Here is a 19,705-nt window from a genome sequence, read left to right as displayed (position 1 = left end):
GTTCGCAGAACGATTCCCGGCTTCGGCATCGCGCTACCCCGGGATCTCCTTCTTCCGTCGACCGAATCGGCGGCGAGCAGGCTCTGGCGCCGCGGCAGGCGCAGGCCGCGCGGCACGGCGCCCTCGCCAGGCCTCGATCTCAGCATCCACGTCGCGCGTGCGCGTGATGACCGGCGGACCGCCCTGCAGCTGGCGGCGGGCGGCGATCACCCGCTTGTTGAAGTCCTGCAGCACCTCGCGCACGTCGCTCTCTCGCGCGAGAGCGTCGAGGTTCGCATCGAGCTCGCGGTCCTCGTTGCGCAGCAGCAGCGCCGGAGGGCCGAGGCCGGTCAGGTTCTCCGTCTCGATCTTGCGCCGGATCCACCAATCGGGGTCGTGGTGGGTACCGAGGCCCTCGATCGGCTTGCCCGCGCCGGGCAGATCGTCGAACTCACCGCGGCGGATCGCGAGTTGGATCGCCGTTTCGACGAACTCGTGCTGATTCTCGGCCGTGAGCGGCATCGGTGCGGGTTCGGTCTCCGCATCCGGCTCGCCGTCGCCGCGCGCCCGGTATCGGGCGGCCGCGTCTCGAGGATCAGTCATCTTCCACCTCCGGATGCCGGTTCCTCCAGCCTACGACGGGGCAGTCGCTGTCGCCGGTACGGCCTAGGCTCGAACGGTGACCGCGCGCCAGACCCTCAATCGAGAGATCCTGCGCCTCGCCGTCCCCGCTCTCGGCGCGCTGGTCGCGGAACCGGCGTTCCTCATCGTGGATGCCGCGCTCGTCGGGCACCTCGGCGTCACACCGCTCGCCGGCCTCGGCATCGCCAGCGCGGTGCTGCAGACGATCGTCGGACTCATGATCTTCCTCGCCTATTCGACGACGCCCGCGGTCGCACGCCGGTTCGGCGCAGGCGACAAGCAGGATGCCGTGAGCGTCGGCATCGACGGCATGTGGCTGGCACTGGGACTCGGCGCGGTGCTCGCCGTCGCGGGTGCGCTCTCCTCCCCCTGGCTGGTCTCGCTGTTCGGCGCGTCCGCCGAGGTCGCGGAACAGGCCGACATCTACCTGTCCATCTCGATGTGGGGCCTGCCCGCCATGCTCATCGTCTTCGCGGCGACCGGTCTGCTGCGCGGCATGCAGGACACCATGACACCGCTGTGGATCGCCGGAGCGGGATTCGGCGCGAACGCACTGTTGAACTGGGTGTTCATCTACGGCTTCGGCTGGGGTATCGCCGGCTCCGCCGCGGGCACCGTGGTCGCGCAGTGGAGCATGGTCGCGGCGTACGTGCTCATCATCGGCCGATTGGCCCGCCGGCACTCGGCATCCGTCCGCCCCCAGCGCGACGGGGTTCGGGGATCTGCGCGTTCGGGCGGCTGGCTGTTCCTGCGCACCGTGAGCCTGCGCGTCGCCCTGCTCGTCACTGTCGGCATCGCGACCGGCATCGGCACCACCGAACTCGCCGCGTGGCAGGTGGTCTTCACGATCTTCTCCGCCGCGGCGTTCGCCCTCGATGCGCTCGCCATCGCCGCGCAAGCGCTGATCGGCAAGGGCCTCGGCGCACGAGACATCCCCGCCGTGCGACAGGTGCTCGCTCGCACGGTCGCCTGGGGTGCATGGTTCGGCGTGATCGTCGGCGGTGTGATCGCGGCCCTGTCCGGCGTGATCGGGCTCGCGTTCACCGGAGACGGCGCCATCGCAGCCCTCATCCAGCCGGCGCTGATCGTGCTGGCCGTCGCGCAGCCGATCGCCGGGATCGTCTTCGTGCTCGACGGAGTGCTGATGGGGTCGGGCGACGTGCGGTACCTGGCGATCGCCGGTGGGCTCAATCTCGTGCCGTTCCTGCCGGCGCTGTGGATCATCACGTTGGTCGGGGTCGACGGCACCGCTGGGGTGACGTGGCTGGCCGTGGCATTCTTCGGCGTCTACATGCTCGCCCGCTTCGCGACGCTGGGCTGGCGGGTGAAGACCGGTGGCTGGCTGAGCGCATCGGTATAGGCGACTTGTTCTGCACAGGTGCGTCCGAATCGGGGTCATCCACCGAACGTGGGCGCGTGCGGGTACCTCTCGCATCCTGAGTGCGGACCGACGACAATGAGGGGATGCTGACGATGACGGAGCCCCAGGTGTGGGTGCTGATCGGCGTCTTCGCCGCGGCGATCTTCGGCATGCTCACGATCACGTCGACGCTGTTCGTCCGAGTGATCCGCAGTGAGATCGGCGGCCTGCGAGGCGAGATGCATGGCATCCATGAGCGGTTGGATCGGCTCGATCGTGACATCAATGCGCTGATGAAGCATCACCTTCGGCATCGACCGCGACTGACACCCGCCTTCGGTGCGTCAAGATGTTCGTATGACCTCCGCATGGCCCGGCGACAGCGTGACAGTCGTGCACTGGGTGCGATCCGCCCTGCGGCGCGCAGCGCAGGACTCCGGCGAGATCGCGCTGAACGGCATCGATGACATCGAGGTGTCAGCCGCTCTCACCGGTTACGATCTCGAGCACCTCACTCTGGATGCCACCGGCACGAAGCTCACGCTCGGCTGGAATGCACCGCCGATGCCCACTGACCCCGTCACGAACGCCCCCGTCGCCGAAGACACCCCCGAGCCGGAGATCGTGACCCGCCAGCCCGGCATCGTGAAGAATTTCCGCTTCTCCGCCCGGCCGATGCGCATCGAGCGGAGCCCGCTCAGCATCGACGTGCAGGCGTTCGACGTGCCGATCGTGTGGCTGACTGCTGCCGAGCCCGCGGCGCCAGGTGTTCCGGAGAGCATTCACTCGCTCGTCCCGGACGATGACCAGGGCGGGATGCGCGGAACCTTCCACGCCGCCATTGCGACGAAGGATCTCGTTCCTCTGATCACGTCCGTCGCCCGGCCGATGCTGCGCGAGGGAGGAATCCACCTGGGCCGGCTGCGCCTCGAGGTCGTGCGGGACGGCGCCGACGGCATCCGTGTCACTGCCTACGCTGGCGTGCGCTGGAAGCTGCTGATGGCATCGGCGCGAGCCGAGGCACGGATCGAGGTGACGAAGGATGCCGTCGTCACGGTCCGCGACCTCACGCTCGGCAGCCGCAACCCGCTCGTGAAATTCGCGCTGCTGTTCGCGCGAAAGCACGTGCGCAGTGTCGTCGGCCGACGGATCGACCTCAACGAGACGATCGCCGAGGACGGCGCGAATCTGCGTCTCCACGACGTGCGCATCGGCACCGGCGAGCAGCTCAGCGTCGAGGGGCGGTTCGGCTGAGAGGTCGGGCCTCCGGCCGTCCGGCGGACGCGGCGCCGGCACGTCGCGCCATGGCGTAGCCCCAGGTCGCCAGTGCAAGCAGCGGGCCCCACAGCCAGAACGGGAACACGAACACGAGTTCGAGAACCTGCACGATGCTTCCGTTGCCGAGCGAGCCGCCGCGAACCGACAGCACCAGATCGATGCCGCCCGCGGTGAACAGCGCCGCGACGACGGATGCAGGTACCACGGCGAGCGCGATCGGCACCGGACGACCGCCGATGCCGGCCATCCAACGCGGGAACCGCCGACCCCACGGCAGGATGAGTCCGAGCGTCAGCACTCCGCCGGCCAGCATCGCCGCTCCCAGGCTCAACCCAGTGAGCAGCGTCATCGGCATGGTGGCGAGGTCGAGGTCGCCCGGCGCCAGCAGCGGCCATGGCGTGAGCCAGCTCAGACGGGCGACCGTGTACGGGACGGCGCAGCACGCAGCGACGATCGTGATCGCCCTGCGATGACGAAGCACCCACGTGCCGAACGCTCCCCGGCGACCATCACCGCGTGAGGCGATCTGCGCGATGAGGGCGACCGCCGCGAGCAGATGGGACGCGGCCAGCACCGCGCCGGGGAGCACTTCGACGAATGCCGCGCCGACGCCGGTGGCCAGTTCTGCGCCGCGCATCCGCACGATGGCCCAGGTGACGAGGCCGGCGAAGGCCGCGATCGATGCGAGACCCCACCATGGATGCCGTCGCACCAGCAGCACGGCGAGTATGGAGACACCGACGATCACGACCCCCGCGAATGTGTAGCCGGCCACGGGAATCAGCCCACCCGGCATCAGGAAGATCATGACGACGGCCACCGCCACGGCCGCGGCACGCAGGGCACGGGACGACGGTCCACCGGAAGCCGCCGCTGCGCGCGCCTCCGCCTCCCCCAGAAGGCCGACGGCCACGCCGGCGAGGCCGGAAGCGACGCCGATGGCCGCGCAGACAGCGTCCGGCAGCATCCGGCTGGCAAGTCCCGGCTCCAGGGTGTCGATCCAGGTCACCGCGGCGGGCGCGAGCAACCGAAGCCCGCTCACGACGGCCAGCGCCGCAGAGCAGAGGACGATGACGAACGTCAGGATGGAGTGGTTTCGCGAGTTCATGTCTTCACGCTATGAACCGGACCCCGCCGCCGGCATCACCCGGTGCAGTGGACTTGCTCACCCGTGCGGGTGATCGTGGCGCAGCTGCGAGGTCAGTCGGCGGGGCGCAGCACGCCGTGCTCGTAAGCCCAGATGACCACGTGAATCCGATCGGGCACCCCGAGCTTGGCGAGCACCGCCTTCACGTGCGTCTTCACGGTGTTCTCAGAGAGGAACAGCGTGCGGGCGACCTCGTCGTTCGACGCTCCCGTGGCGAGCAGCCGCGCCACGTCCTGCTCGCGTGGGCTCAGCAGGGCGAGCGCCGAATCGGCGTCGCGCCTCGGCGCGCCTTCGCGCACGAACCCCAGCAGCGCCTCGGTCGCACGCGGCGACATCACCGGTCGTCCCTCGGCGACAGCGACGACGGCGTCGGCGAGCACCTCAGGAGTCGCATCCTTCGTGAGGAATCCGCTGGCGCCCTCGCGCACCGCGGCATACACGTACTCGTCGAGATCGAACGTGGTGAGCACGAGCACCCGCGTCTGCGGCCGCAGCCGCAGCACCTCCCTGGTCGCCGCGATGCCGTCCGTTCCCGGCATCCGGATGTCCATCAGCACGACGTCGACGCTGTGGGCACGGACGAACTCGATCGCGGCATCGCCGGAATCCACGGATGCCGTGACCTCCAGTCGCTGGTCGCGGGCGAGCAGCGCCGCGATGGCCTCGCGGAACAGCGCCTGATCATCGGCGATCAGCACTCGGACACTCATTCGGCTCCTCCCTGCGTGGGTGCGGCTTCATTCTCGGCATACGGCAGTTCGATGCGTACACGCCATCCCGCGGGATGTCGCGGCCCCGCACTCATGGTTCCTCGTGCGAGGCGAACGCGCTCAGCCATGCCGATGAGGCCCAGACCGCTCCCCGGACTCGCGGGGCCAGGGCCGCTTCCGCCATCGTCGTCGACGGTGGCGATGACGCCGTCTGCGCTCCACTCCAGGCTGACGACGATCCGCCGCGGGGCCAGGGTATGCCGGAGGGCATTGGTGAGCGCCTCGCGCATGGCGTGATGCAGGGCGATGAGCGCATCCGGCTCGAGACGACGAGGCGCACCGGTCACCTCGAGGCGAACATCCGTCTCGACGCTGCGCACTCCGTCGACCAGGGTGCCGATCGTTTCGATATCGGGGGCCGGCTCGCGCGGCGCATCTGCATCCGCAGCTACAACGCCGCGCATCCCACGCAGCGCCTCCCGTCCGGCGTCGGCGACGACGCGCAGCGCACGAGTGCTCGCATCCGGATCATCGCGGACGAGGGCACGTGCGACATCCGCCTGCGCGATCATCACGGTCATGGAGTGCGCGATCACATCGTGCAGGTCGCGGTTGATCCGCATGCGTTCGGCGACGATGGCCTCTCGCACGCGCGTGCGTTGGCGCTCCTCGGCATGCTGACGACGCTGCCGCTGGAGCAGCCCGATCGCCGACGCGGCGGCGATCATCGCAGCAAGTCCGACGAAGAGACCCACCCTGATGTCATCCGGCATGGTCGACACGGGCGTCCAGGCGATCACGGCTGCACCGAGCACGCCGATTCCGAACGCGCCGAGCCCGAAGGGCAGTGTCCGCAGGGCAACGACCTCCCCGACGCACAGGAGGTAGGCGAAGGACGAGGGGAACAGTGCAGCCGGTGCGCCGGCGACGCCTTCGCCTCCCGGCAGCAGCGCGAGCGCGAGCATCGCGAGGCTGGCCACGGCGAACGCGGCGACAGGAAACCGCACCGAGACGAGAGTGGCGGCGTGCACCAATGCGAACAGCGCGGTGATCACAGCGGCCGCCGCCGGATCCGGCACCGCTTGCGCCTGGACGACCGCGATCAGGCTGGCCGGGAGCAGCAGCACCGTCATGGCGATCGCGAGGATCACGTCGGGACGGTTGAGTACGCGCCAGCCGTCAGAAGCGGAGTTCTTCTTCACGGCGCCGGACACGGCCCCATGCTCTCACGAGCACGTTCGGCGACGGATCATCCGCGAGGGTGAACTCCGGTCACTGCGCGTAGCGGCGGCACCACTCGTACATGATCACGGCGCCGGCGGCGCTCGCGTTGATCGAGCGCGTCGACCCGTACTGGGTGATCTCGATATGACCGGATGCCGCGGCGATCGCCTCGTCCGTGAGGCCGGGGCCCTCCTGGCCGAACAGCAGCACGCAGCGCTCCGGCAGATCGGCCTTATCGACGGGAACGGCGCCTTCGACGTTGTCGACCGCGATGATCGGGATGCCCTCGGCCGCGGCCCATGCCGCGAAGGCGGCGACGTCGTCGTGGTGCACGACGTGCTGATAGCGGTCGGTGACCATGGCACCGCGCTTGTTCCAGCGGCGGCGGCCGATGATGTGCACGGTGTCGGCAAGGAACGCGTTGGCACTGCGCACGATGGATCCGATGTTCATGTCGTGCTGCCAGTTCTCGATCGCGACGTGGAACGGATGCCGGTGCGTGTCGAGGTCTGCGACGATCGCCTCCATGCGCCAGTAGCGGTAGCGATCGATGACGTTGCGGGTGTCGCCGTTCTCGAGCAGTTCCGGGTCGTACTGCTCCCCCACCGGCCACTCGCCTTCCCAGGGTCCGAGTCCATGGGTCGTGCGCTCAGGGGTGTCGGTCACTCAGCCAGCGTAGTCTGGAGGCGTGGCATCCCCAGCGGCAGACGACTATCTGAAGACCGTCTATGCCCACACCGAGTGGCAGGATGCCCCGATCACTCCCTCGCAGCTCGCTGCGAAGCTCGGCATCGCCCCATCGAGCGTGACCGAGATGGTGAAGAAGCTCGCCGCCTCGGGGCTGGTCTCGCACGTGCCTTACGGCGCCGTGCGCCTGACGGATGCCGGCGAGCGACGAGCATTGTCGATGGTGCGCCGTCACCGCCTGGTCGAGACCTGGCTGGTGAGCGAGTTCGGCTACGGCTGGCACGAGGTGCACGACGAGGCCGAAGTTCTCGAGCACACCATCAGCGACCGACTGCTGGAAGGAATCGACGAACGTCTGGGACGCCCACGCTTCGATCCGCACGGCGATGCGATTCCGGATGCCGCTGGGCATGTCGCACGCGAACCGTTCCTGCTGCTGGCACAGGCCCCGGTCGGTCACGAGGGCCGCGTGCTGCGCGTCTCCGACACCGACCCTGACCTGCTGTGCGCCCTGGAGGATCTGGGGCTGTCGGTGTCATCCGTCGTCCGCGTCGCCGAGGGCGGCGTCGAGATCGACGGGGTTTCAGCCGAGTTGCCGGACGGCGCTGACGAGGTCGTCTGGCTCAGCGCGTAGCATCCGTCGGGCAAACGCCTCGTACGCACACCATCCAGGTCGCGCACGACGGCGGGGCCGAGGACGAATCCCCGGCCCCGCCGCATGCAGTCCGTCGCGGTGCGGATCAGACCTTCAGCTCGTGCAGGCGCGAGCCGTCGGTGCTGAACGTCGCGGTGGCCGTCGCGATCGCGCCGACGAGGCAGATCACCGCAGCGTAGATCACGACCGGCCAGATCCCGCCGCCTGCGGCCGCCATCAGCGCGGTGCAGATGAGCGGGGCGAGGCCGCCGCCGAACGTGTTGGAGAGCTGGTAGCCGATGTTCACGCCGGTCGTGCGCGCTTCTGGGTCGAACATCTCGACCAGCATGGTCTGCAGCGTCGCCTGCATGGCGACACCGGGGATCACGAAGCCGATGATCATGCCGAGCCAGATCATCCACAGGTTGCCGGTGGAGTAGAGCAGGAACGTCGGCCACACCAGCGCGGCGAAGGCGATGCAGCCCGTGATGTAGACCTTGCGACGCCCGATCCGGTCGGAAAGCGCACCATACGCCGGGGCGACGAAGATCTGCAGGACGCCGACGATCATGGTGCCGGCGAACCCCTGCCAGGCGGGGATGCTCTCCTGGTTGACCATGTACGAGATGCCGAAGGTCAGCACGATGTAACCGGCGATGCTCTGCGGCAGGCCGATCAGGATGCCGAGGATGGCGTTCTTCGGGTGACGGAACACCTCCACGAGAGGCTGCTTCTTCACGCCGGCCGCGATCTGGATCGCCTGCGTGTCCTTGAAGTCGTCGGACTCTTCGAGCTTGCTGCGCAGAAGGATCGCGATGATCGCGAGCACGAGTCCGAGTACGAACGGAATGCGCCAGCCCCACGTGAGGAACCAGGACTCGGGGCCGAGGCCGAGACCTGCCATGAGCCCGGCCGAGGCCACGTTCGCGATGCCCGCACCGCTGATGAGGAAAGCGCCGTACATGCCGCGCTTGCCCTTGGGTGCGTGCTCCACGACCATGGTCGCGGCGCCACCCATCTCGCCGCCGACGAAGAAGCCCTGGCACATGCGGAAGAAGATGAGCAGGATCGGAGCGGCGATGCCGATGGCCGCTCCAGGCGGGATCAGTCCGATGCCGGCGGTCGCGATGCCCATCCCGACGACGGTGATCATCAGGGTCGCCTTGCGGCCGACGCGGTCGCCGATGTGGCCGAAGACGATGCCCCCGACCGGCCGGAGGAAGAACCCGACCGCGAAGGTCGCGAATGACGACAATTGCGCGATGATCGGATCGTCCCCTGCGAAGAACACGACCGGGAACACTGCAGCCGATGCGAGGCCGTACAGGTAGTAGTCGTAGTACTCCATGAGAGTTCCGATCGCACCGCCTGCGATCGTGCGCTTCTGCGTCTTGCTCAGCTTCGTGCTCAGCGTCGGCGTGGCTGTCGTTGCCGCGGCCATAGATACCTCCGGGTTGTCCAGATGAGAGTTCCTGAGACCGATCGGCTTCCGGGCAGCTTCGATCGGGCTACAGACAACATAACCGCATCTGAACACTTCGTCTATGACGTGAACGTTTCGTTAATGTAAATCCGTCGACCGTGGTCACTCACGCTCGGAGCGCACCTGGTCCAGATAGGCGTACGCCGTGACCTTCGAGATGCCGAGTCGCTTCGCCACGGTCTCGACTCCGCGCTTGACATGGAACGCGCCGAGTTCATCCAGCACCCGCAGCGCTGCCATCCGGTCGGCCTTGTCCATCAGCGCGACAGGGCGCCCGACGGCGGCGATGGCGTCGGCGATCATCGTGTCGAGCAGGGTCGCGATGTCGCGCGCATGGAACTCGCGCTCGCGGTGGGGCGCCACCGAGGTCGGCAGCACCGCGCTCAGGACGTTCTGGATGGTCTGGAGAGGCGTCAGGTCGATGTTGATGCACAGCGACGCGATGATGCGTCCCCCCGCATCCCGGTAATACACGGACGAGCAGTGCAGTTCGCGGCCGTCGGCCGTGCGTCCCGGGTAGCCGAACTCGTCGTGCTCGGCCGCCTCGTTCTTCATGACCTCGAGACCGAGGTTCGTGGACGGGCCGCCGATCTCACGACCGGTGACATGCCCGTTGACGATCGCGTAGATCGAATGGTTCATATCGCGCTGACTGAGGTCGTGCAGCACCACCTCGCAGTGGTCGCCGACCGCACCGGCGATGGCGTACATGACGGGACCGAGTACGGCGTAGGCGTCTTCGATGCTCGCGAAGCGCCCCTTGTTCACCGTCAGACCGAACTGCTCTTCCACGGCGCGCACGTCCCATCGACATCGGGCATCATCAGATGCCTGCGAGTCTACGCGGGCTTCGCCGTGGTGCGCGGTGCGAGCCGCCTGCGCGCCCGCACCGCGCACGCCGGCGGCTCACTGAGTGGTCATTCGGCGGGCAACGCCGCTACGACATCGATCTCGACGAGGATGTTCGCGAGCTGCGAGCCGACGGTCGTGCGCACCGGGTACGGCTGCGTGAACGACTCGGCGTAGGCCGCGTTGAACTCGGCGAAGTCGGCGAGATCCTGCAGGTGGACGGTCGTCTTGACGCAGTCGTCGAGCGTGAGGCCGTGCTCGGCCAGCACTGCGCTGATGTTCTTCAGCACCTGCCGGGTCTGCGCGGCAGCGCCCTCCGGAACCTCTCCGGTCGCGGGGTCCTGCGGGCCGAATCCTGCGGTGTAGAGGAAGCCATTGGCCACGATTCCCTGGCTGTAGGCACCGGCGGGCTGCGGTGCGTTGGTGATCTGGATGCCCTGCTTGGCCATCTTCTCTTCCTTTCTATTGGTGATCTGGTGGGTCGATCGGTCGATCAGCGCAGCGCGTGTGCGATCTGATCGGCCGTCTGCTTCAGGAGCGGTATGTGCCCCTCCAAGTACGTGAGATCGTGGATCATCCGCAGCGCCGTGATCGACACGGCACCGACGACACCGGCGGGGGTCGTGATGGGAACTGCGACGCAGTTCACGATCTCCTCGAACTCACCCTGGTCGACAGCCCAGCCGCGGACCGACGTCTTCTCGAGTTCCGCGTCGAGCTCGGCCCTGGTGGTCAGCGTCTGCGCGGTGTGACGTGTCCAGTCGGCACCGGCGAGCACATCGTCACGGCGCTTCTGCGGAAGCCCTGCGAGGATCGCCTTGCCCACTGCGCTGCGATTCGGATGCACGGGCGACCCGATCCGGGAGTACAGCCGCACCCTGCGCGGATCCTCGACCTTGTCGACGTAGAAGATCTCATCGCCGACGAGCCCCGCGACGTGCACGGTGTTGCCGACCACGCGATGCAGCTGCCGCACGGGCACATGCGCCGCCTCCTTCAGCGCGACGTCCTCCAGGGCTGCTGCTCCGAGTACGGCGAGGCGGAATGCGACCGCATACGTGCCGTCCTCGCGCCGGCGCACGAAGCCGACTTTCTGCAGTGTCTGCAGCTCACGGAACATGGTCGAGCGGTGGATGCCGAACTCCACGGCAAGTGGTGAGACGGCTTTGGGTTCTTCGGCGAGCGAGTCGAGGATCGCGGCCGCACGCTCGACGCTCTGCGACATCTAGACCACGTCCTCTCGGCGCACGCTCTCTCGCCGCAGGCCGCGACCCGGCAGCGCCGCGGTCAGCTCGCCGCCGGCGAGGACGGGGACGCCGGCGACGAGGACATCGTCGATGCCGATCGATTCCCTCAGCGGCTCGTCATATGTCGACTGATCCGAGACGGCACGCGGATCGACGACGATGAGATCGGCCACAGCGCCCGGTTCGATGACGCCGCGCCGGCCGAGGCCGAAGCGCTCTGCTGCGGTTCGCGAGAGGTGGGTCGCAGCATCCGTCCAGCTCCAGATGCCGAGTTCACGTACGTACTCGCGCAGGTAGCAGCCGAACGTGCCGCGGGCGCGCGGATGCGGGTGGGCGCCGATGAAGATCCCATCAGAGCCCGCGACATGGGCGGGGTGGGCGAAGATCCTGGCGAGCTCCGAGGCCGGACGTTCGTGCGCCACCGCCATCACCACGTTGGCCTGCAGTCGCGTCGCCGCCAGCACATCGAGTGCGAGCGAGATCGGATCGGTGCCGACCTGCTCCGCGGCAGCGGCGATCGTGAGTCCGTGCGTCCAGTCGTACTCGACGGAAGGCACGTGCGCGAGTGTGAGCATGCGCGGCCAGTCCGGTCCGAGACTCGGGTTCACGTCGATCCGGGGGAACCAGTCGCGACGAAGACGCTCGCGCTCCTCATGGTCTGCGAGGGCGACGAGCACATCGTCCACGGGCTGTGCGGTGAGTTCCGGCGGGAGCAACGGCATACTCATGAGCGAGCAGCCTCGAACGTACGGATATGCGTCGAACGTGGCGTGCAATCCCCGCGTGGCCAGCGCATCCATCTGTTCGATGACGATGTCGGCGTCGGCGTGGAAGTGCGAGACGTGCACGGCGAGCGGCGCTCCGGATGCCGCGTGTGCACCGCCGGCGATGGCGGCGATCTCGTCGATACCGGCGGCGGCGTTGCGCTCGTATCCGCCGCGCATGTGACTGACATAGACACCGCCGACGCGGGCGACGGGCACGCAGAGCGCGGCGATCTCTTCCGCGCTCTGGAACATGCCGGGCACGTAGTCGAGGCCGGTCGAGAGACCGACTGCGCCGTCCGCCATGCCCTGCGCGACGAGGTCGGTCATCGCGGCGCGCTGCGCGGCATCCGCCGGCTTCTGCGAGCGACCGCACACCTCCCAGCGCACTGTTCCCGCCGGGACGAGCACAGCGGCGTTGAGCCTGGAGGCGCCGTCGATCGCGGCGAGATAGCCCGCGACACCGCCACCGGTGTATCCGGCGAAAGGGCCGTTGACGGCACCGAAGTACTCGGTCGCATAAGCACCGTCGCCCGGCGCATACGAGACCCCGTCCTGACCGGCGATGATCGTGGTGACCCCCTGGCGCAGCAGGGAGCGCTGGACGCCGTCGTCATCCCCGCCGGTGAGCAGGCCGTCGGCGTGGGAATGCGCGTCGACGAATCCGGGCATGATCAGCCGATCAGAGCAGTCGATGATCTGATCATCGGGTTCTGCGGCGACTTCACCCACCGCCGCGATGAATCCGTCAACGACGAGCACATCGGCGCGCGTCACGCTGTGCTCGGCGACAACGGAGCCGCCGCGGAGGACGATCCGTGAGGTCGGGCTCCCGGTCATCAGAAGAAGGTGTGGACCAGGTCGACGACGACGTCGGAGTCCACCGATTCGACGACGGGCAGCACCGACCATTTGTCGAAGGCCGTGCACGGGTGCGACAGCCCGAGGCGGACGAGGTCGCCGATCGCGAGTTCGCTGCCGTCTTCGAGCCGCACGTAGCTGTGCTGGTCGTTCATCGCGGAGACGGATGCGCCGGGCAGGGGCTGCCACGCCGCCCCGAGCTCGGTGCTCGTCCCCCGAGGGATCGGCAGACCCTCGTCGAACGGGAAGTCGCGCTTGCCGCCGTCGATCAGGGCGAGTCCGGGCTCCGGGTGCGAGACGACCCGACCGACGCCGAACATGCCGGACACGAAACGCGGCTCATCGTCGCTCGCACGCGCCTCGTCGAACGGCGAGATCCCGCGGTAGAAGCCGTCATCGTGAACGATGTAGGCACCCGAGCGCAGAGTGAACAGCGTGCGGCCTCCGCCCAGACGGTCGGCGGCATCCGCGGCGGCTCCTGCCTCGGCGTACACCTTGGCGACGAGATCGAAAAAGGCGCTGCCACCCGCGGTGACGTACACGTCACCGTCGTCGTAGAGATGGCCGATGCGCTCATGCAGCTCGATCTGGCGGCGCAGGTAGGTCTCGACCGCATCGATCGCCGGCGCGCTGCGGTCGTGAGCAAGGCTGCCCTCGTAACCGGCGACGCCGGCGAGGCGCAGCACATCGGATGCCGCGATGCGTTCGGCGATCGCGATCGCCTCGTCGATCGTGCGGGCGCCGGTGCGACCTCCCTCTCCGCCCAGTTCGACGAGCACATCCACCTGACGGGGAGTCGCGGCGTCACGCAGCGGCGCCTCCATCGCCTCCACCGTCGCGACGGAGTCGGCCCAGCAGACGAAGCGGAAGTCGCTGTCGGCGAGTTCACCGGCCAGGTAGCGAAGGGAGTGCCCATCGACAGCGGCGTTGGCCAGCATGATCGAGGAGACGCCGAAGGTGCGTGCGGTGCGCACCTGCCCCATCGTGGCGAGCGTGATGCCGAGGGACCCCGCATCCACCTGTCGCTGCCAGAGCGAGGGGGCCATGGTGGTCTTGCCGTGGGGCATCAGCTCGAGGCCGCGCTCGGTGCACCAGTTCGCCATGACCTCGACGTTGTGCCGCATCGCCGCGTCGTCGAGAACGACAAGCGGCGACCAGAATTCCGACAGCCGCGGCCCGGAGGCGAGGAATTCCGCCGTCGTCATCCCGACCGCCCGTTGCGGCAGGCCTTTGTGCCGCGCTGTCAGTCGGATCTCCGCGAGCTCGTCCATCTGTCGTCCTTCCATCTCTTCAAAGTGTGCATATGCTGCAACATGAATTGCAGTTGACGCTCACTCTGGTCACACTCGAAGTGTAGTCGCGCTCCTGTCGCGACTCATCCCTGCTCTCCGAGGCAGCACTCTCCGAAAGGCGACACCCCGTGCTCGACAACTCTTCGCTCTCCACGCTCTTCGGCGACGTCCCCCTGATGGCGATCCTGCGCGGAATGGGTGCGGAGCGGACTCTCGCCGTCGCCACCGCGGCGTGGGATCTCGGCATCACGAGCGTCGAGGTGCCGGTGCAGACGCCGGCCGATGTCGAGGCGCTTCGCGTGTTGGCCGACGCTGCCAAGGAACGCGGGCTGACCGTCGGCGCGGGCACCGTCGTCTCCGTCGAGCACGTGCGCCAGGCCGCAGACGCCGGCGCATCGTTCACGGTCAGCCCTGGTTTCGACGTCGAGGTCGTTCGCGCGTCGCATGACGCCGGGATGCCGGCGCTGCCGGGTGTCGCCACCGCGACGGACGTGCAGCTCGCGATGAAATCCGGACTCACGTGGCTCAAGGCATTCCCGGCATCACTGCTCGGACCGGCCTGGTTCACAGCCATGTCCGGCCCCTTCCCGCAGGCGAACTTCGTCGCCACAGGGGGCATGGACTCGACCAATGCGGCGCAGTTCCTCGGCGCAGGCGTCCGTGTCGTCGCGGTCGGTTCCGCACTGGAGGATCCGGCGCAGCTGCCGGCGCTTGCGAACCTGCTCCGCGCCTAGCATCCGCGACCAATAGGCTGAGCTCATGGCTGAACGCTCTGAGATCGAATGCTGGCTCACCGACATGGACGGCGTGCTCGTTCATGAGAACGACGCCATCCCCGGCGCATCCGAGCTGCTCGCCGGGTGGGAGGCCGAAGGTATCCCGTACCTGGTCCTGACCAACAACTCGATCTTCACCGCCCGTGACCTCTCGGCACGCCTGCGCTCGAGCGGCCTCAATGTGCCGGAGGAGCGGATCTGGACCTCCGCGCTGGCCACCGCCGCGTTCCTGCAGCAGCAGGTGCCCGGCGGGTCGGCGTTCGTCATCGGCGAGGCCGGCATCCTCACCGCCCTGCACGACGCCGGGTTCGTCATGACCGAGACCAATCCCGACTTCGTGGTCGTCGGCGAGACCCGCACCTACTCCTTCGAGGCGATCACGAAGGCGATCCGCTTGATCAACCGTGGCGCGCGCTTCATCATCACCAACCCCGACGCCACCGGCCCGAGTGTCGAGGGCCCGCTGCCGGCGACCGGCGCCGTCGCGGCCCTCATCACCAAGGCCACCGGGCGCGAGCCGTATGTGGTCGGCAAACCGAACCCGATGATGTTCCGCTCGGCGTTGAACAAGATCGGCGCGCACTCGAAGCGCACCGGCATGATCGGCGACCGGATGGACACCGACGTCGTCGCCGGAATCGAAGCCGGCCTGCACACCGTGCTCGTGCTCACCGGCATCAGCGACCAGGTCGAGATCGAGAAGTACCCGTTCCGCCCCGACGAGATCGTGAACTCGGTCGCCGACCTGCTGCCGGCCAGGCCCTCCGCGGAGTGACGCCATGAACCAGAGCGACGTGCTCTTCCTCGTCATGATCCTGATCGCTGTCAGCACCCTGACGGTCATCATCGTGCAGTTCGTCCGCTCCCGCAGGCGCAACGACTCCGGCGACGATGGGCGTTCCGGCAACTGGTGGGAAGGCCCCTGGGACGACGACCGCAAGAGCTGACCGGAAGCTCGGGCTCAGTCCAGAGTCAGGCTCCGGACGGATGCCACCGGCTCCGGCATCCGCAGCGGACCGCCCCCTGGCGTGATCGTGCCGAGGATGCGCGGCTCGCGCGCCCCCGTCCCGCCGGGGATGACGGCCGGCACGCCGTGCATCGTGCACCAGCCGATCAGCGCGAACAGGATCGCCTCCTTGTTGTCGGCGGACGCGCCGAGCTCGTCGGCGAGGACGACTTCGGTGTCCGGAAGGGCTGCTCGGAGACCCTCCATGATCAGCGGATTGTGGCATCCGCCTCCCGACACGGCGAGGAAGTCGATGCCGGCTGCGCGCACGTCGTTCGCGACGGTCCGCACCGTCAGCTCGGTGAGTGTGCGCACGAGGTCGGTCACGCGCACGTCTCGGCCCAGCGCTGACGCATGGCCTCGCACGTAGTCGAGATGGAAGTGCTCTTTGCCGGTGCTCTTGGGTGCCGACACGGCGTAGTACGGGTCGGAGAGCAGCGACGCGAGCAGGTCGTCGTCGACATCGCCGGAGAGAGCGATGCGCGCGTCTTCGTCGTAGCCGAGCGGGTCGAGGCCGTACTTCGTGATCACGGCGTCGACGAGCGCGTTCGCCGGCCCGATATCGTAGGCCGCGATCGCACTCGCACCTGTACCGGCACTGTCGCCGACGATCGTGATGTTCGCGATTCCGCCCAGATTCAGCGCGGCCGATGTGCCCGCGCGGCCCCGAAGCAGCAGCTCGTCGAGGAACGACACCAGCGGCGCACCATGACCGCCGGCCGTGATGTCGCGGATGCGCACGTCGGAGATCACCGGAGCGCCGACGCGTTCCGCGATCCATGCCGGCTGGCCGATCTGCAACGTCCCGCGGGCATGGCCGTCTTCGACCCAGTGGTAGACGGTCTGCCCGTGCGTGCACACCGCATCGACGCCGCCGACGGATGCCGCGGCATCCGCCGCCACGTCAGCGAATGCCTGACCGATCAGAGTGTCGAGTTCGCACACCTCCGCGAGAGTCGTCTGCGCAGGAGGCAGCGCCGCAACGAGCCGCGCGCGCAGCGCAGGGTCGTACGGGACGCTGCCTTCGTGCAGCACCGTGCCTCGTACGGCGCCATCCGTCTCGCGGAAGTCGACGACCGTCACGTCGATCCCGTCGTGCGAGGTGCCCGAGAGCAGTCCGAGTACGCGCATGCGTGGTCCTTCCGTCGTGCCTTCGAGCGTACGACGGATTCGTCAGGCGCAGCTGCCCCTAGAACCGGGCGACGCCAGACCGGTCGATGAACGTGCCGGTCGGGCCCTGCCCTCCGCGAGTGGCGAGCTCCACGATCGCGTCGGTGCCTTCGCTCACCGTCTGCGTTCCCTGATTGCCGTTGAAGTCCGTCTTCGTATAACCGGGGTCGGCGGCGTTGATCCGCATCTCGGGGAAGGCCTTGGCGTACTGCACGGTGAGCATGGTGACGGCCGACTTCGACGACGTGTACAGCGGCGCGGTCAGCGTGGACTCGATGCGCGCCGGATCGTGCACTGCGGCGAACGATCCGAGACCGCTCGTCACATTGACGATGGTAGGCGTGCGGGATGCGCGCAGGACAGGAACGAACACCGAGGTCATGCGCACGATGCTCACGACGTTCGTGGCGTACACGGCGTCTGCATCCGCTGCAGTCAGCTCCTCCGCTGCCTTCATCGGTCCCGAGATTCCGGCGTTGTTGACCAGGACGTCGATGCCACCGGCATCGGTGATCGTGCGCGCGGCGTCTGCGACCGAGGCGTCGTCCGTCACGTCGAGTCGGACGAAGCGCCCTCCGAGTTCGGCGGCCGCCTGTCTTCCGCGTTCCTCATCGCGTGCCCCCATCCACACGGTGTGCCCTGCTTCGATGAGCCGTCGGGCGGTTTCGTATCCGAGGCCCTTGTTGGCTCCGGTGATCAGTGTCGTTGTCATGTCTCGAGTCTGCGGATCGCTCGCGCGCCTGTCGTGGCCCGGCCGAGCGGGGGGATCAGCGGTACCACCCTGACCGTGCGCGACGCTGTCAGACTGGTCGGATGCGGCAGAAGCAGATCTCGGACCTCGGCGGGATGCTGCGTGCGTGGCGCGATCGGCTCTCCCCTGTCGACGTCGGCATTTACTCGGGCGAAGGTCGTCGCGCAGCCGGGCTGCGTAGAGAAGAGCTCGCCGCGTTGGCGGGGCTGAGCGTCGACTATGTCGTACGGCTCGAGCAGGGTCGCGCGCGGCACCCGTCAGATCAGGTCGCAACCGCGCTCTCCCGCGCCCTCCAACTGAGCGATGCAGAACGCGACCATCTCTTCGTCGTCGCGGGCCTCCTCCCTCCCTCACCACGCCAGGTCCCGTCGCACATCCCTCCCGGTGTGCAGCGGCTGATCGCCCGGCTCGGCGAGACACCGCTCGCGGTGTTCAGCGCGTCATGGGATCTCATCTCCCAGAGCCCGCTCTGGACCGCGTTGCTGGGTGACCCGTTCCCGGCCGGCCCCGGACGCCCCAACCTGCTGAGGCAGCATTTCTCCGGCACATCCCAGTGCGACGACAGGAAGCGGGTCGTCAGCCAGTCCGGCAGCCCCGCAATGTTCGAGGCGTCGCTGGTGGCCGATCTGCGACGGGTCAGCGGTCATTACCCGGACGACCAAGGCGTCAAGGCGCTGGTCGAAGAACTTCTCGGATCGAGCGAGCGATTCCGCACGCTCTGGCACAGCGGCGCGGTCGGCGAGCACCAGTCGGAGCGCAAAGTGATTCGTCATGACGTCGTCGGCGACATCGAACTCGACTGCGATGTGTTCAGCGTCGCCGGCACCGATCTGCGGATCGTCGCATACACCGCGGCGGCCGGATCTGAGGCCGCGGAGAAGCTCGACTTCCTGCGGGTCTCGGCAGTGACCTCGTCGAGCGTCTCGGCCGCGACTACCTGAGCACGAGCGCGGCGGCGCCGATCAACGGCCCCTCGTCGCCCAACCCGGAGCGCACCACCAGCGCACGACGGGAGTAGTCGTGCACGGCGCTCGCCGTGAGCGCCTGCTGCACGAGTTCGATGTAGTCGGCGGACACCCGTGAGAATCCGCCGCCGATCGCGATCATGTCGAGGTCGACGAGGGTCGCGGCATCCGCCAGCGCCTCGCCCACCGCTTTCGCAGACCGCTCGATGGCCGCACGCGCGACCTGATCGCCGGACGCCGCGTCACGAGCGAGATCCTCACCGGTGGCTCCGGTCCACCCCTGCGCCTGCGCCCACGCCGCGCTGGCCGGACCGGAGGCGATCTCCTCGAGCGTCAGCCCGCCCTCGCGGCGTACCTGTCCGAGATGACCGGCATTCCCGGAGGCGCCGCGAATGTACTGTCCGCCGATGACGAATCCGCCGCCGACCCCTGTCGAGACGACGATCGACAGCGACGAACGCGCCTCGCGGGTGGCGCCGAGCCAGGCTTCGGCGAGCGCGAGCGCGCCGCCGTCGTGTCCGAAGACGGTTTTCACGTCGCGTCCGAGAACAGCGGATGCTGCGCCCCGTACCGCCCCGGCGAGCCCGTAGCCGCGCGCCTGGGGCATGTTGACGGGAACGATCGAACCTGTCGAGAGGTCGATCGGTCCGGCGCTGCCGACGCCGGCACCCACCAGCTCGGCGCTTTGCGGCAGACGAGCGAGTGCGTGAGCGATGACGGCCTCGACCGCGGCATCCAACGACGCCGGCGTCGCGGTGCGGCCGGTGGCCTGCCTGCTGCGGCTGCCGGCGATCAGCGCGCCGTCGTCGCCGACGAGCGCGGCTTCCAACTTCGTGCCGCCCACGTCGACGGCCAGTGCATACCGAGTCATGCGCCGAGG

The 19,705-nt window shown here is 68.3% G+C and carries 22 protein-coding genes; 8 read left to right on the top strand and 14 right to left on the bottom strand.

The window, feature by feature from the left end; genetic code table 11:
* Nucleotides 1-33 precede the first annotated feature (33 nt).
* The gene (locus ACP7AR_RS15195) at nucleotides 34-582 is read right to left on the bottom strand and encodes a DUF1992 domain-containing protein (RefSeq protein WP_426187448.1); all 549 of its coding nucleotides are present in this window, start codon (nucleotides 580-582) and stop codon (nucleotides 34-36) included.
* A gap of 76 nt (nucleotides 583-658) precedes the next feature.
* On the opposite strand from ACP7AR_RS15195, the gene ACP7AR_RS15190 reads away from it, so the two are divergent.
* The 3 genes from ACP7AR_RS15190 to ACP7AR_RS15180 all read left to right on the top strand — a co-directional run bounded on the left by ACP7AR_RS15190 (nucleotide 659) and on the right by ACP7AR_RS15180 (nucleotide 3,235).
* Nucleotides 659-1,981: an MATE family efflux transporter gene (locus ACP7AR_RS15190; RefSeq protein ID WP_426187446.1), complete on the top strand. Its 1,323-nt coding sequence runs from the start codon at nucleotides 659-661 to the stop codon at nucleotides 1,979-1,981.
* Nucleotides 1,982-2,085: 104 nt separating this feature from the next.
* Complete coding sequence (locus tag ACP7AR_RS15185; RefSeq protein WP_426187444.1) at nucleotides 2,086-2,448, top strand: hypothetical protein; 363 nt, start codon at nucleotides 2,086-2,088, stop codon at nucleotides 2,446-2,448.
* Nucleotides 2,339-3,235, top strand: a complete 897-nt coding sequence (locus ACP7AR_RS15180) for a hypothetical protein (RefSeq protein ID WP_426187442.1) — start codon at nucleotides 2,339-2,341, stop codon at nucleotides 3,233-3,235. The genes ACP7AR_RS15185 and ACP7AR_RS15180 overlap by 110 nt, the downstream gene beginning before the upstream one ends.
* On the opposite strand, the gene ACP7AR_RS15175 is transcribed toward ACP7AR_RS15180, so the two are convergent.
* From ACP7AR_RS15175 to ACP7AR_RS15160, 4 genes are all read right to left on the bottom strand, one after another.
* Complete coding sequence (locus tag ACP7AR_RS15175) at nucleotides 3,210-4,367, bottom strand: hypothetical protein (RefSeq protein WP_426187440.1); 1,158 nt, start codon at nucleotides 4,365-4,367, stop codon at nucleotides 3,210-3,212. The two genes, ACP7AR_RS15180 and ACP7AR_RS15175, sit on opposite strands and share 26 nt — an antisense overlap.
* Before the next feature lie 92 nt (nucleotides 4,368-4,459).
* Nucleotides 4,460-5,116: a response regulator gene (locus tag ACP7AR_RS15170; RefSeq protein ID WP_426187438.1), complete on the bottom strand. Its 657-nt coding sequence runs from the start codon at nucleotides 5,114-5,116 to the stop codon at nucleotides 4,460-4,462.
* Nucleotides 5,113-6,330: a sensor histidine kinase gene (locus tag ACP7AR_RS15165; protein ID WP_426187436.1), complete on the bottom strand. Its 1,218-nt coding sequence runs from the start codon at nucleotides 6,328-6,330 to the stop codon at nucleotides 5,113-5,115. Before ACP7AR_RS15165 ends, ACP7AR_RS15170 begins: the two co-directional genes overlap by 4 nt.
* A gap of 58 nt (nucleotides 6,331-6,388) precedes the next feature.
* Nucleotides 6,389-7,006 carry a TrmH family RNA methyltransferase gene (locus ACP7AR_RS15160; protein WP_426187434.1) on the bottom strand — a complete coding sequence of 206 codons (618 nt, stop codon included), beginning with the start codon at nucleotides 7,004-7,006 and terminating at the stop codon, nucleotides 6,389-6,391.
* Nucleotides 7,007-7,028: 22 nt separating this feature from the next.
* On the opposite strand from ACP7AR_RS15160, the gene ACP7AR_RS15155 reads away from it, so the two are divergent.
* A complete protein-coding gene (locus ACP7AR_RS15155; RefSeq protein ID WP_426187432.1) occupies nucleotides 7,029-7,661 on the top strand; it encodes a metal-dependent transcriptional regulator in 633 nt (210 codons plus the stop codon).
* Between the two features lie 106 nt (nucleotides 7,662-7,767).
* On the opposite strand, the gene ACP7AR_RS15150 is transcribed toward ACP7AR_RS15155, so the two are convergent.
* The 6 genes from ACP7AR_RS15150 to ACP7AR_RS15125 form a co-directional block, all read right to left on the bottom strand.
* Nucleotides 7,768-9,102 (bottom strand): MFS transporter, encoded by a 1,335-nt coding sequence (locus ACP7AR_RS15150; RefSeq protein WP_426187430.1) that lies wholly within the window; start codon nucleotides 9,100-9,102, stop codon nucleotides 7,768-7,770.
* A 144-nt stretch (nucleotides 9,103-9,246) separates the two neighbouring features.
* Nucleotides 9,247-9,936 carry a helix-turn-helix transcriptional regulator gene (locus tag ACP7AR_RS15145; protein ID WP_426187428.1) on the bottom strand — a complete coding sequence of 230 codons (690 nt, stop codon included), beginning with the start codon at nucleotides 9,934-9,936 and terminating at the stop codon, nucleotides 9,247-9,249.
* Between the two features lie 125 nt (nucleotides 9,937-10,061).
* The gene (locus tag ACP7AR_RS15140; RefSeq protein WP_426187426.1) at nucleotides 10,062-10,442 is read right to left on the bottom strand and encodes a RidA family protein; all 381 of its coding nucleotides are present in this window, start codon (nucleotides 10,440-10,442) and stop codon (nucleotides 10,062-10,064) included.
* A gap of 44 nt (nucleotides 10,443-10,486) precedes the next feature.
* Nucleotides 10,487-11,218, bottom strand: a complete 732-nt coding sequence (locus ACP7AR_RS15135) for an IclR family transcriptional regulator (protein ID WP_426187424.1) — start codon at nucleotides 11,216-11,218, stop codon at nucleotides 10,487-10,489.
* A complete protein-coding gene (locus ACP7AR_RS15130) occupies nucleotides 11,219-12,844 on the bottom strand; it encodes an N-acyl-D-amino-acid deacylase family protein (protein WP_426187422.1) in 1,626 nt (541 codons plus the stop codon).
* Nucleotides 12,844-14,151: an alanine racemase gene (locus ACP7AR_RS15125; RefSeq protein WP_426187420.1), complete on the bottom strand. Its 1,308-nt coding sequence runs from the start codon at nucleotides 14,149-14,151 to the stop codon at nucleotides 12,844-12,846. The genes ACP7AR_RS15130 and ACP7AR_RS15125 overlap by 1 nt, the downstream gene beginning before the upstream one ends.
* 134 nt (nucleotides 14,152-14,285) lie before the next feature.
* Here ACP7AR_RS15125 and ACP7AR_RS15120 point away from each other — a divergent pair, with 134 nt between their 5' ends.
* From ACP7AR_RS15120 to ACP7AR_RS15110, 3 genes are read left to right on the top strand one after another with little or no spacing between them, the layout of a single operon-like run.
* Complete coding sequence (locus ACP7AR_RS15120; RefSeq protein ID WP_426187418.1) at nucleotides 14,286-14,891, top strand: bifunctional 4-hydroxy-2-oxoglutarate aldolase/2-dehydro-3-deoxy-phosphogluconate aldolase; 606 nt, start codon at nucleotides 14,286-14,288, stop codon at nucleotides 14,889-14,891.
* A gap of 25 nt (nucleotides 14,892-14,916) precedes the next feature.
* Nucleotides 14,917-15,708: an HAD-IIA family hydrolase gene (locus tag ACP7AR_RS15115; RefSeq protein WP_426187416.1), complete on the top strand. Its 792-nt coding sequence runs from the start codon at nucleotides 14,917-14,919 to the stop codon at nucleotides 15,706-15,708.
* 4 nt (nucleotides 15,709-15,712) lie between these two features.
* On the top strand, nucleotides 15,713-15,880 hold the full coding sequence (locus tag ACP7AR_RS15110) for a hypothetical protein (RefSeq protein WP_426187414.1): 168 nt from the start codon (nucleotides 15,713-15,715) through the stop codon (nucleotides 15,878-15,880).
* Between the two features lie 14 nt (nucleotides 15,881-15,894).
* Here ACP7AR_RS15110 and ACP7AR_RS15105 read toward each other — a convergent pair whose 3' ends face one another.
* Nucleotides 15,895-17,070 (bottom strand): anhydro-N-acetylmuramic acid kinase, encoded by a 1,176-nt coding sequence (locus ACP7AR_RS15105; RefSeq protein ID WP_426187412.1) that lies wholly within the window; start codon nucleotides 17,068-17,070, stop codon nucleotides 15,895-15,897.
* Between the two features lie 58 nt (nucleotides 17,071-17,128).
* Nucleotides 17,129-17,821, bottom strand: a complete 693-nt coding sequence (locus ACP7AR_RS15100) for an SDR family NAD(P)-dependent oxidoreductase (RefSeq protein ID WP_426187410.1) — start codon at nucleotides 17,819-17,821, stop codon at nucleotides 17,129-17,131.
* Between the two features lie 101 nt (nucleotides 17,822-17,922).
* Between ACP7AR_RS15100 and ACP7AR_RS15095 the strand changes: the two genes are divergently transcribed.
* On the top strand, nucleotides 17,923-18,801 hold the full coding sequence (locus ACP7AR_RS15095) for a helix-turn-helix transcriptional regulator (protein WP_426187408.1): 879 nt from the start codon (nucleotides 17,923-17,925) through the stop codon (nucleotides 18,799-18,801).
* Here ACP7AR_RS15095 and ACP7AR_RS15090 read toward each other — a convergent pair.
* Entirely contained in the window at nucleotides 18,794-19,696 is a 903-nt protein-coding gene (locus ACP7AR_RS15090) for an ROK family protein (protein WP_426187406.1), read from the bottom strand. The genes ACP7AR_RS15095 and ACP7AR_RS15090 overlap by 8 nt on opposite strands.
* Nucleotides 19,697-19,705 lie beyond the last annotated feature (9 nt).

This window comes from Microbacterium sp. TWP3-1-2b2 (assembly GCF_049896145.1).
Lineage (GTDB): Bacteria > Actinomycetota > Actinomycetes > Actinomycetales > Microbacteriaceae > Microbacterium.
This window is presented reverse-complemented; position numbering and strand designations above follow the sequence as displayed.

Excerpts from the sequence above, each read along its gene's own strand:
- ACP7AR_RS15195 (WP_426187448.1), bottom strand. The coding sequence starts at position 582 with ATGACTGATCCTCGAGACGCGGCCGCCCGATACCGGGCGCGCGGCGAC.
- ACP7AR_RS15185 (WP_426187444.1), top strand. The coding sequence starts at position 2,086 with ATGCTGACGATGACGGAGCCCCAGGTGTGGGTGCTGATCGGCGTCTTC.
- ACP7AR_RS15180 (WP_426187442.1), top strand. The coding sequence starts at position 2,339 with ATGACCTCCGCATGGCCCGGCGACAGCGTGACAGTCGTGCACTGGGTG.
- ACP7AR_RS15175 (WP_426187440.1), bottom strand. The coding sequence starts at position 4,367 with ATGAACTCGCGAAACCACTCCATCCTGACGTTCGTCATCGTCCTCTGC.
- ACP7AR_RS15170 (WP_426187438.1), bottom strand. The coding sequence starts at position 5,116 with ATGAGTGTCCGAGTGCTGATCGCCGATGATCAGGCGCTGTTCCGCGAG.
- ACP7AR_RS15150 (WP_426187430.1), bottom strand. The coding sequence starts at position 9,102 with ATGGCCGCGGCAACGACAGCCACGCCGACGCTGAGCACGAAGCTGAGC.
- ACP7AR_RS15140 (WP_426187426.1), bottom strand. The coding sequence starts at position 10,442 with ATGGCCAAGCAGGGCATCCAGATCACCAACGCACCGCAGCCCGCCGGT.
- ACP7AR_RS15135 (WP_426187424.1), bottom strand. The coding sequence starts at position 11,218 with ATGTCGCAGAGCGTCGAGCGTGCGGCCGCGATCCTCGACTCGCTCGCC.
- ACP7AR_RS15130 (WP_426187422.1), bottom strand. The coding sequence starts at position 12,844 with ATGACCGGGAGCCCGACCTCACGGATCGTCCTCCGCGGCGGCTCCGTT.
- ACP7AR_RS15125 (WP_426187420.1), bottom strand. The coding sequence starts at position 14,151 with ATGGAAGGACGACAGATGGACGAGCTCGCGGAGATCCGACTGACAGCG.
- ACP7AR_RS15115 (WP_426187416.1), top strand. The coding sequence starts at position 14,917 with ATGGCTGAACGCTCTGAGATCGAATGCTGGCTCACCGACATGGACGGC.
- ACP7AR_RS15110 (WP_426187414.1), top strand. The coding sequence starts at position 15,713 with ATGAACCAGAGCGACGTGCTCTTCCTCGTCATGATCCTGATCGCTGTC.
- ACP7AR_RS15105 (WP_426187412.1), bottom strand. The coding sequence starts at position 17,070 with ATGCGCGTACTCGGACTGCTCTCGGGCACCTCGCACGACGGGATCGAC.
- ACP7AR_RS15100 (WP_426187410.1), bottom strand. The coding sequence starts at position 17,821 with ATGACAACGACACTGATCACCGGAGCCAACAAGGGCCTCGGATACGAA.
- ACP7AR_RS15095 (WP_426187408.1), top strand. The coding sequence starts at position 17,923 with ATGCGGCAGAAGCAGATCTCGGACCTCGGCGGGATGCTGCGTGCGTGG.
- ACP7AR_RS15090 (WP_426187406.1), bottom strand. The coding sequence starts at position 19,696 with ATGACTCGGTATGCACTGGCCGTCGACGTGGGCGGCACGAAGTTGGAA.